Source organism: Streptomyces sp. ActVer (genome assembly GCF_027270795.1).
Taxonomy (GTDB): domain Bacteria; phylum Actinomycetota; class Actinomycetes; order Streptomycetales; family Streptomycetaceae; genus Streptomyces; species Streptomyces umbrinus_A.
Window position 1 is genome coordinate 1 of record NZ_JAPWHT010000384.1, and the last position, 10,124, is coordinate 10,124.

Sequence of the window (10,124 nt, forward strand, 5' to 3'; positions counted from 1 at the left end):
GGCCTGCAGGCAACACACACCGCAGCCCCCGCCCCCTCAGTCCCGCCGGACGGCCCCCGCGAGAATCCACCCCTCCACAGCCTCGTACTGCTTCCGCTGTTCCTCAGCCGCCCCCCGCCCGGAGGCCACTGTGCCGAGCCAGCCGAACAGGAACCCCAGCGGAATGGAGACGATCCCGGTCGTGGTGAACGGGAACCAGGTGAAGTCATGGCCGGGGAAGGCCGATATCGGCGACCCGGACACCAGATTCGTACCGGTCATCAGAACGAGCGTGCTCACCGAGCCGCCGATGAGCGTGCACATCAGCCCCGCACGGGTGTACCGCCGCCAGAACAGGCTGTAGACGAGCGCCGGCGCTATGGCGGACGCGCCGAGGCAGAACGACAGCGTCACCAGCGGCTGCAGGCTGTGGTGCTGGACCAGCGTGGCCAGCAGGATCGCCGGGATGCCGACCGCCGCCGCGGACGCCCGCGCCAGCGTCATCTCCCGGCGCGGCGACAACTGCTTCCTGCCGTGCGCGAAGACGTCGTGGGCAAGGGAGTTGGCGCAGGCGAGGATCATCCCGGCGACAGAGGCGAGCACCGTCAGGAAGATCGCCGCCGTGACGGTGGTGAACAGCAGCGTCTCGGCCGTCGAGACGTCCGCTCCGAACGCGGCGCGCGCGCCCAGCAGATACGCCGTGTTGCCCTGCGGGTCCTCCGCCGCGATCGCCTCCCGCCCGATCAGCGCCGTCGCCCCGAACCCGACGACCGTGATGATCAGCACGAACAGCGCCACGGCCGGCACCGCCCAGGACATCGAACGGCGTACCTGGCGCGCGCTTCCCGCCGTGTACATACGCATGGTGATGTGCGGCAGACAGGCCCCGCCAAGCACCACCGTCAGCTCCGAACTGATCATGTCCAGGCGGGGGTTGGGCCCACCCGCGAACTGCAGCCCCGAGCTCAGGAACGCTGACCCGGCCCCGCTGTTCTGCGCCGCCTGGCCGAACAGGCCGCCGAGGTTCCAGTCGAACTTGTTCAGGATGAGTACGGCGATGGCGGCGCCCGATCCGAGCAGCATCACGATCTTCAGGATCTGGATCAGGGCGGTGCCCTTCATGCCGCCGATCGCCGCGTAGCTGATCATCAGCGCGCCGAGCCCGATGATGCAGCCCGTCTTCAGCCCTTCGCTGGAGAAGCCGAGGATGAACGCCAGCAGATCGCCGGTTCCGGCGAGTTGGACCAGCATCAGCGGCAGCAGCGCGGCCAGCGTCGCCGCGCACGCCGTGATGCGTACCGCCCGGCCCGGCATCCGCCGTGCCAGCGCGTCGCCCATGGTGAACCGGCCCGCGTTCCGCAGGGGTTCGGCCAGCAGGAACATCAGCAGCATGAGGGAGAGGGCCGTGCTGAGGGCGAGTACGACCCCGTCGTACCCGAAGAACGCGATCACGCCGCCCGTGCCGAGCACGGTGGCCGCGGAGATGTAGTCGCCCGCGATGGCCAGGCCGTTGCGCATGGGGGAGAGGGAGCCGTACCCCGTGTAGAACTCGTCGAGGTCGTCCCGGTCCGGGCCCGTCATCACGCACAGCAGGAGCGTGATGGTCGCCACGACCGTGAACGCCACGAGCGACATCGCCTGGGCGGAACTGCTGAAGCCGGTCACCTGCCCGCCTCCGCCCGCTTGGTGTCGAGCTCCGCCTGCTTCCGCAGTCGCTCGGCGATCGGGTCCACGCCCCGGCGGGCCGTGTACTCGTACAGCGCGATCGCCACGCAGGTGACGGGCACCTGGAAGAGCCCCAGCATCAGACCGAGGGGCAGCCCGTCGGCCACCTCCCTCGTCATGAACGCCGGCGCCCACGCGGACAGGACGAGGAAGAGCGTGAAGTAGCCGAGCGCGGTCAGCGTCGCCACGCGCCGCTGCCAGCGGTAGGCGGTGCGCAGCACCCGCAGGTCGCTGTGGTGCCCGAGAGCCGTGTGGCGATGCCGGTTCGGCTGTCTGGCGGGCTCCGGTTCGGGCTGTTGCGGCGCCCAGGGATACGTCGGCTGCGTGGAGTACGTCGAGTAGGACGGTGACGAGTCGTGGGGCGGATGGTGCGGCGGAACGGGGTACGACGGGGACGAGTCGTAAGACATCCCGGTTCTCCTTGCGTGGCTCGGGCCCGGTGCGGACCGCAGGGAGCGGGGGGTGAGCGAGGACGCACGCTACTCGCAGGTAGCAGGCCTGCGCGAGGGTTTCGCCAAACTGTCTGGTCGGTATGCGCTTACTTCGCTGACCTCGGGTGTTACCGCCGTTAACCACGTTTACGTGGGTAGTGCTTCTGTTCCTGATTTGTCCGTCGTCAACTCGGGTTCGGCCAAGGGAAGTTAGGGGTCAACTCGGAGTTTCGGCCCGGGTGGACGTGAAGGTGAAGCCCTACGGGCAACTCTCCAACCCGTAGGTCCAGGTGGTATGACGCCCGCGAGGCTTCAGTACGTGGTTCACCCGAGGATGGTGACGAAGGCCGTCCAGGCGGGGGCGGAGAAGGTGACGGCGGGGCCGGCCGGGTTCTTGCTGTCGCGGACGGGGATGCGGGCGGGGAGGGCGGAGTCGTTCACTTCGAGGCACTCGCCGCTGTCGCCCCCGCTGTAACTCGACTTGCGCCAGGCCGCGTAGGCGGTGGGGTCGGTGACTTCCAGGCAGTTGCCACCGCTTTCACCGCTGTAGCTGGACCTTCGCCACGCAGGCAGTACCGAGGCGTCCGGGATCGTGTGCTTACTGCGCTTCATGGTCGTAATCCTCCGCGACGGATCTGATCAACGCCAGGGACTTACGGTGCGACAGCGCATCGCCCAGCGCGTGGTTGTAGACCTCTTCGCATTGCCGCACCAGGGACGGGAGTTCCCAGACCCGGCCGGACTTCAAGCCTTCCACGTATGCCACGGGCGGGAGGTCCTGGAACCACATGAGTTTGACCGGCCCTTCGAGGGCGGCGTGGGCTCCGACCCGGAAAGGGAGTACGTGTACGCGGATGCGGCGGCTCTCACCCAGCGCCATGATGTGACGAAGCTGCTCGCACATGATGGCCGGGCTGCCGATCATCTGCCGCAGCACTGCCTCGCCGAACAGCATCCACACCTGCGGTGAGTCGAAGTTGTCCAGGATGCGGGCCCGTTCAAGGCGGGTGACCAGGAGCCTGTCACGCTCCTCGTTGCTCTTGGCCGGGTGTCCAGAGCTGAGTACCTCACGGGCGTAGGCCTCCGTCTGTAGAAAACCCGGTACCAGTGTGCTGGCGTACTCCCTGATGACGGTGGCCTGCAGCTCCAACTCCGCTGCCTCGGCGAAGTGTTCCGCAACCTTCCTGCCATCCAGCGTCGGCAGAAACCGCACGAAGAACCCACCCGTGCCCAGCACTTGATCCAGCCGCCGCGCATCATCCACGTCCGGCCGGCGCCGCCCCGCCTCGATGTGGGCGATGTGCGTGCGTGACATCACCGCCCGCTGGCTCAGCTCCTCCTGTGTGAGGCTCGCCGCCTCGCGGAGCCGCCGCAGTTCCTCGCCGTACTTCACCCGAGACTGCGGATTGTCCTCGATCGCCATCCGTGCAACTCCCGTACGTGCAGGTTTGCTTGTCACGCTCCGCTGTCTTTCGAGCGTACCCACCGTGACGCCACTCTGTGTCTTGATCGACACAGACAGTGAAAGGCGGCAGTGCATGGACGCGACGGACTACAAGGTTCCTGGTCCGTACCTCACCCTGCGGGTCTCCCGGGACAGCGGGCGGACCTGGAGCCCGAAGGTGACGTACGAACCCGGTCGCGAGGCGCCGCCGATCGAGTCGCCGGGGCGCTTTCCGCCGTGCCAGTGCCCCAAATGCGGGCCCCTCACTTGAGTTGGACCAACGACACCGACGGCGGCACCTCGTCGCCGTCGAGGGTTGCCGTGAAGGCCAGGCGGTGGTCCGTCCGGCGCTTCACCCCGCTGCCCGCCGTGATCGTGAAGGGCACGGTCGTACGTTCGGGGCGAGGTAACTGCCCCCGGACGCGCGGCGATCCCGTACGACCGGGATGTTCGTCCGGACCGCCGCCTCGCCCTGGGCGGGCCGATGGCGGGCGTCCTGCGCGAGGAGGGCCGTACCCGGGGCGTGCGCTCGGGGACGACCCCACGGGGTCATCTCGGGGTCAGCAGTTCTGCTCGGCCTTGAGTTTGAGTACGACGACCTGGACCGGCGCCTGGAACAGCTGGTCGCGGTTGGCCACTCCGGCCATGCCGACCTTGAACGGGCCGAGCCCGTCGGGGCCGATGGCCCGCTCCGAGGGCGCCGAGGTGGGCTGCTGGGCCTCGGCGGCAAGTCCCTCGCCTCCGACGGCGATGTCGCAGCCCGTGCGTACGGTGACGGCTGCGAGTGCGCCGACCGCGTCGGCGGCTGCGCGGGCGCCACGTCTGCCACTGCGGGTACGTCTGCTGTGTACGGAGTCCTGCATGATCCCCTGATCCCCCAACTGGTCGGCCGCGATTGTAGATCGCGTCGTGCCCCTCAGTCCCCGGGGTTCTTGAGCACCGGGAAGCGGCGCGGTGCCACGAACAGGAGGACCAGGAAGGCGAGTCCGGCCGCGCAGGCCGCTCCGAAGTAGACAGCGTGGACGGCCTCCGCGACCGCTCGGCGTACGTGTTCGCCGGGGGCGCCGGAGCCGAGCGCCTTGGTCACCGAGTCCAGGTCGCCCGCGCCGCCGAGCCGGGCGGCCAGTACGCCGTTGGCGACCGCGCCGAAGAGGGCGGCGCCGATCGTCTGGCCGGTCTGGCGGCAGAAGAGTACGGAGGCTGTCGCCGTACCGCGTTCGTTCCACTCGACGGTCGACTGGACGCCGACGAGCAGCGGGAGTTGGAAGAGTCCGAGCGCGCCGCCGAGCAGGAGCATCAGGAGCGTGGGCTGCCAGGCCTCGCCGGGGTACGGGAGGAAGGGGAAGGCGAAGAGGATCAGCGTGGCCGTGCCGATGCCGAGCATCGCCGTGTTGCGGAAGCCGATGCGACGGTAGACGTGCTGGCTGAGGGCCGCCGAGACCGGCCAGCTCAACGTCCATACGGAGAGCACGAATCCGGCGGTGATCGGGGCGAGGCCGAGCACCGACTGCGCGTACGTCGGGAGGAAGACCGTCGGGGCGACCATCAGGAGGCCCAGCGCGCCGAGTGCCAGGTTCACGGCGGCGATGGTGCGGCGGCGCCAGACCCAGCCGGGGATGATCGGTTCGGCGGCCCGGCGTTCGATGAGGACCAGAGCGGCGATCAGGGCAAGTCCCGTACCGAACAAGGCCATTGAGGGCGGCGAGAGCCATGGCCAGGCCACTCCTCCCTGGACCAGGGCCGTCAGGAGTACGCCGCCGCAGGCGAAGACCGTGAGAGCGCCGGCCCAGTCGATGCGGGGACGCTCGGTGGTCTTCCGTTCGCGCTGGGGCTCGTGGAGGTGGCGGATCAGCAGCCAGAGGGCGACCGCGCCGAGCGGCAGGTTGATGAGGAAGATCCAGCGCCAGTCGGCGTAGGTGGCGAGCACTCCGCCGAGCGCCGGGCCCGCGACCGCCGAGGTGGCCCAGACCGTGGACAGCTTGGCCTGGATCCTGGGGCGTTGTTCGAGCGGGTAGAGGTCGGCGGCGAGGGTCTGGACCGTGCCCTGGAGAGCGCCGCCGCCGAGGCCCTGGACGATCCGGAACGCGATCAGCGCGGCCATGTTCCAGGCCAGCGCGCAGAGCAGGGAGCCGAGGAGGAAGAGGACCGAGCCGGCGATCAGGACCGGCTTGCGGCCGAAGGTGTCGGAGAGCTTGCCGTAGACGGGCAGGGTGACCGTCACGGCCAGCAGGTAGCCGGAGAACAGCCACGAGAAGACGGAGAAGCCGCCCAGGTCACCGACGATCTGCGGGACGGCTGTCGACACGATCGTGGAGTCGAGCGCGGCCAGGCCCATGCAGAGCATGAGGGAGGCGACGACGGCTCGGCGGGGGCGGGCCCCGGCCCGCGCGGCGGCGGGCTCGTCCTCCTTCGCGGCGGGTATCTCGGTGTCTTCCCCCTGGCCCACTGGATTCCTTCCCCCTGCATCTATCTGCCGGAGGCCACTCTCCCACTTGGCCCTCACGTGGCGGGAGGGTGGACGCTGACCGGGCTGGTGGGTGGAGGCGTCCCTGAGAGGGGGGCCACCGGCAGGTGGAGATCACCTAGGGGGCTCTCCGTACTACGGCCCGGGGAGGGTTCGTACTGCCGGAGGAGGAGACGGGCCGAACCGCTCCTTAACCTGGCTTTATGCCGCTGGGGGGCGGTGTACCGCACCTGCCGGGGTGGGGTTTACCCCAGCAGAAGACTGCGCTGGGCACCAGCGCGGTGGACCACCCGCCGCCACCAGACTTGTCGCAGTACCGAACGGCGCGAATGAACACCGCTCGGCGCGACCGCACGGCGCGACCGAACCACGTACACGACAACCGCAGATCCCGTCGTCCTCAAGGGCGTCCGACTTAGGAGACATACCGTGACATCGGCTGTAACCATTCCCAGGCACGGCAGCACTGGAGGACGTACGGCCGTCGCGGCACGGGCGCGGCAGGTCGTGAAGGCGTACGGGTCCGGTGAGACCCGTGTCGTCGCCCTCGACCAGGTCGACGTGGACATCGCGCGGGGCCAGTTCACCGCGATCATGGGCCCCTCGGGCTCCGGCAAGTCGACGCTGATGCACTGCCTCGCGGGGCTCGACACCGTCTCCTCCGGGCAGATCTACCTGGACGAGACCGAGATCACCGGCCTCAAGGACAAGAAGCTCACGCAGCTTCGCCGGGACCGTATCGGCTTCATCTTCCAGGCGTTCAACCTGCTGCCGACGCTGAGCGCGCTGGAGAACATCACGCTGCCGATGGACATCGCCGGCCGCAAGCCGGACAAGGGCTGGCTGGCCCAGGTCGTGGAGACCGTCGGGCTCAAGGACCGGCTCAAGCACCGGCCCAACCAGCTCTCCGGCGGCCAGCAGCAGCGCGTCGCCGTGGCCCGGGCGCTCGCCGCCCGGCCCGAGATCATCTTCGGTGACGAGCCGACCGGAAACCTCGACTCCCGTGCCGGCGCCGAGGTGCTGGGCTTCCTGCGCCGCTCGGTCGACGAGCTCGGCCAGACCATCGTGATGGTCACACACGACCCGGTGGCGGCCTCGTACGCGGACCGTGTGCTGTATCTCGCCGACGGCCGGATCGTCGACGAGATGTACCGGCCCACCGCGGACGCCGTCCTGGACCGCATGAAGGACTTCGACGCCCGGGGGCGCACGTCATGACCGTCTTCAAGACCTCGATGCGCAACTTCTTCGCGCACAAGGGGCGGATGGCCCTGTCGGCCGTCGCCGTCCTGCTGTCGGTGGCCTTCGTGTGCGGCACGCTCGTCTTCACCGACACGATGAACACGACCTTCGACAAGCTCTTCGCGACCACCGCGTCCGATGTCACGGTCTCCCCCAAGTCGGCCAAGGCCGACGACACCCCGCAGAACGGCAAGCCGGAGTCCCTGCCCGCGTCGGCCGTCACTCGGGCCCAGAAGGCGCAGGGCGTCAAGTCGGCCGAGGGCGCGGTCAGTTCGATGAACGTGACCGTCGTCAACAGCAAGAACAAGAACATGGGGTCCAGCACCGGCGCCCCGACGATCGCGGGCAACTGGACGAAGAACGACCTGCGTTCGATGGAGATCACCTCCGGGCACGCCCCGCGTGGGCCCACCGAGGTGATGGTCGACGCCGACACCGCGGACAAGCACAACCTCAAGATGGGTGACGAGCTGCGCACCATCGCCGTCACCGGTGACTTCAAGGCGAAGATCGTCGGCATAGCCACCTTCAAGGTGACCAACCCCGGTGCCGCAGTCGTCTACTTCGACACCGCCACCGCCCAGCGCGAACTGCTCGGCGCCACCGGCCGGTTCACGCAGATCTACGTCTCGGCGGCGCAGGGCGTCTCCGACACGCAGCTCAAGCAGAACGTCTCCACGACGCTCGCCGGTGCCGAGAAGGCCACCGGGGCGTACAAGATCCAGACGCAGAAGGAGTTCTCGGACGAGAACCGCGAGGGCATCGGCGAGTTCATGAACGTCATCAAGTACGCCATGCTCGGCTTCGCCGGAATCGCCTTCCTGGTCGGCATCTTCCTGATCATCAACACCTTCTCGATGCTGGTCGCCCAGCGCACCCGTGAGATCGGCCTGATGCGGGCGATCGGCTCCTCCCGCAAGCAGGTCAACCGGTCCGTGCTCGTCGAGGCGCTGCTGCTCGGTGTCATCGGCTCGATCCTGGGTGTCGCCGCGGGTGTCGGTATCGCGATCGGCCTGATGAAGCTCATGTCGATGGCGGGCATGAACCTCTCCACCGCCGACCTGACGGTGAAGACCACGACCCCGGTCATCGGCCTGGTCCTCGGTGTCGTCGTCACGGTGCTCGCCGCCTATCTGCCCGCCCGCCGCGCGGGCAAGGTCTCCCCGATGGCCGCGCTGCGCGACGCCGGTACGCCGGCCGACGGCAAGGCCGGCTGGATCCGGGGGATCATCGGCCTCCTCCTCACGGGAGCCGGCGGCGCCGCGCTCTTCACGGCGGCCGGCGCCGACAAGGCCGCGGACGGCTCGATGATGCTCGGCGCCGGTGTGGTGCTCTCGCTGATCGGGTTCGTCATCATCGGCCCGCTGCTCGCCGGCGTCGTGGTCCGGGCCATCAGCGCGGTCCTGCTGCGCGGCTTCGGGCCCGTGGGACGGCTGGCGGAGCGGAACGCGCTGCGCAACCCGCGCCGCACCGGCGCCACCGGCGCGGCCCTGATGATCGGCCTCGCGCTGGTCGCCTGCCTCTCCGTGGTCGGCTCCTCGATGGTGGCCTCCGCGACGGACGAGCTCGACAAGTCGGTCGGCACGGACTTCATCGTCCAGGGCAACCAGCGGATCGTGCCGCAGGCCCAGAAGGCCATCGAGTCGACGCCGGGCCTGGCGCACGTCACCAGCTACAAGGAGGTCGAGGCCAAGCTGACCTCGCCCGACGGCAAGACCGAGGACAGCGACGTCACGGCCGCGGACCCGACGTACGCGAGCGACCTGCGCCGCGAGACGACCGCCGGTGAGCTGTCGGCGGCCTACGGCAAGGACGCGATGGCGCTCGGCTCCGACTACGCCAAGAAGCACGGCGTGAAGGTCGGCGACACGATGACCGTCGCCTTCAAGGGCGGCCGGACGGCCGAGCTGAAGGTCGCGGCCATCACGAACGACGACGTGGCCATCGACAAGGGCGCGCGGTACATGAGCATCGCCACGATGGAGAAGTACGTCCCGGCCGACAAGATCCCGCCGAACGACATCATGTTCGCCACGGCCAAGGAGGGCCAGGAGAAGACGGCGTACACGGCCCTGAAGAAGGCCCTGGACCCGTACCCGCAGTACCAGGTCCGTGACCAGACCGACTACAAGCAGGAGCTGAAGGACCAGATCGGCCAGCTGCTGAACATGGTCTACGGTCTGCTGGCCCTCGCGATCATCGTGGCGGTCCTGGGTGTCGTGAACACCCTGGCGCTGTCGGTGGTGGAGCGGACCCGTGAGATCGGCCTGATGCGTGCCATCGGGCTCTCCCGCCGTCAGCTCCGCCGCATGATCCGTCTGGAGTCGGTCGTCATCGCCCTCTTCGGAGCGCTGCTGGGCCTCGGGCTGGGCATGGGCTGGGGTGCCACCGCCCAGCAGCTCCTCGCCCTGGAGGGCCTGAAGGTCCTGGAGATCCCCTGGCCGACGATCATCGGCGTCTTCATCGGCTCGGCCTTCGTGGGACTGTTCGCCGCGCTTGTGCCCGCGTTCCGGGCGGGTCGGATGAACGTGCTGAACGCGATCGCGACGGAATAGCCGCGGTAGCGGCGGTCGCCTCAGAGCCACCGTGGACGGGGGTCACGGGGGAAGAGCCCGGCACCGGCGAGTCTCCGGACTTGCGGGTGCCGGGCTCTGGCGTGTTCTTCGCCCCCGCCGCCCCTACCCATTCCCGTCCTTCTGGGGCTCCGCCCCAGACCCCGTGGGGTGTGTTGTCGGGTGCGGGTCCGGCTGTTGCTGGGCGCGCAGTTCCCCGCGCCCCTAGGTCTTTAGGGGCGCGGGGAACTGCGCAGTCTTTGGGGGTTCGGGGGCGGAGCCCCAGA

Annotated in this window: 9 protein-coding genes; 2 read left to right on the plus strand and 7 right to left on the minus strand. The window is 69.0% G+C overall.

Going from position 1 to position 10,124, the window contains the following annotated elements; translation table 11 throughout:
* Positions 1-36: 36 nt before the first annotated feature.
* From O3Q52_RS40575 to O3Q52_RS40605, 7 genes are all read right to left on the minus strand, one after another.
* Positions 37-1,614, minus strand: a complete 1,578-nt coding sequence (locus O3Q52_RS40575; protein WP_269653576.1) for a cation acetate symporter — start codon at positions 1,612-1,614, stop codon at positions 37-39.
* Positions 1,615-1,640: 26 nt separating this feature from the next.
* The gene (locus O3Q52_RS40580; RefSeq protein WP_269653571.1) at positions 1,641-2,114 is read right to left on the minus strand and encodes a DUF485 domain-containing protein; all 474 of its coding nucleotides are present in this window, start codon (positions 2,112-2,114) and stop codon (positions 1,641-1,643) included.
* Positions 2,115-2,459: 345 nt separating this feature from the next.
* Complete coding sequence (locus O3Q52_RS40585; protein WP_269653572.1) at positions 2,460-2,747, minus strand: DUF397 domain-containing protein; 288 nt, start codon at positions 2,745-2,747, stop codon at positions 2,460-2,462.
* A complete protein-coding gene (locus O3Q52_RS40590; RefSeq protein WP_269653577.1) occupies positions 2,734-3,558 on the minus strand; it encodes a helix-turn-helix transcriptional regulator in 825 nt (274 codons plus the stop codon). Before O3Q52_RS40590 ends, O3Q52_RS40585 begins: the two co-directional genes overlap by 14 nt.
* 284 nt (positions 3,559-3,842) lie before the next feature.
* Complete coding sequence (locus O3Q52_RS40595) at positions 3,843-3,965, minus strand: hypothetical protein (RefSeq protein ID WP_269653573.1); 123 nt, start codon at positions 3,963-3,965, stop codon at positions 3,843-3,845.
* A 174-nt stretch (positions 3,966-4,139) separates the two neighbouring features.
* Positions 4,140-4,442 carry a hypothetical protein gene (locus tag O3Q52_RS40600; RefSeq protein WP_269653574.1) on the minus strand — a complete coding sequence of 101 codons (303 nt, stop codon included), beginning with the start codon at positions 4,440-4,442 and terminating at the stop codon, positions 4,140-4,142.
* A 53-nt stretch (positions 4,443-4,495) separates the two neighbouring features.
* Entirely contained in the window at positions 4,496-6,001 is a 1,506-nt protein-coding gene (locus tag O3Q52_RS40605) for an MFS transporter (protein ID WP_269653578.1), read from the minus strand.
* Positions 6,002-6,472: 471 nt separating this feature from the next.
* On the opposite strand from O3Q52_RS40605, the gene O3Q52_RS40610 reads away from it, so the two are divergent.
* Positions 6,473-7,261: an ABC transporter ATP-binding protein gene (locus O3Q52_RS40610; protein ID WP_055613522.1), complete on the plus strand. Its 789-nt coding sequence runs from the start codon at positions 6,473-6,475 to the stop codon at positions 7,259-7,261.
* Complete coding sequence (locus O3Q52_RS40615; protein WP_269653575.1) at positions 7,258-9,840, plus strand: ABC transporter permease; 2,583 nt, start codon at positions 7,258-7,260, stop codon at positions 9,838-9,840. The genes O3Q52_RS40610 and O3Q52_RS40615 overlap by 4 nt, the downstream gene beginning before the upstream one ends.
* Positions 9,841-10,124 lie beyond the last annotated feature (284 nt).

Bases quoted from the DNA above. Each gene is read 5' to 3' on its own strand.
- O3Q52_RS40575 (WP_269653576.1), bottom strand. From the start codon at position 1,614: ATGTCGCTCGTGGCGTTCACGGTCGTGGCGACCATCACGCTCCTGCTG.
- O3Q52_RS40580 (WP_269653571.1), bottom strand. From the start codon at position 2,114: ATGTCTTACGACTCGTCCCCGTCGTACCCCGTTCCGCCGCACCATCCG.
- O3Q52_RS40585 (WP_269653572.1), bottom strand. From the start codon at position 2,747: ATGAAGCGCAGTAAGCACACGATCCCGGACGCCTCGGTACTGCCTGCG.
- O3Q52_RS40590 (WP_269653577.1), bottom strand. From the start codon at position 3,558: ATGGCGATCGAGGACAATCCGCAGTCTCGGGTGAAGTACGGCGAGGAA.
- O3Q52_RS40600 (WP_269653574.1), bottom strand. From the start codon at position 4,442: ATGCAGGACTCCGTACACAGCAGACGTACCCGCAGTGGCAGACGTGGC.
- O3Q52_RS40615 (WP_269653575.1), top strand. From the start codon at position 7,258: ATGACCGTCTTCAAGACCTCGATGCGCAACTTCTTCGCGCACAAGGGG.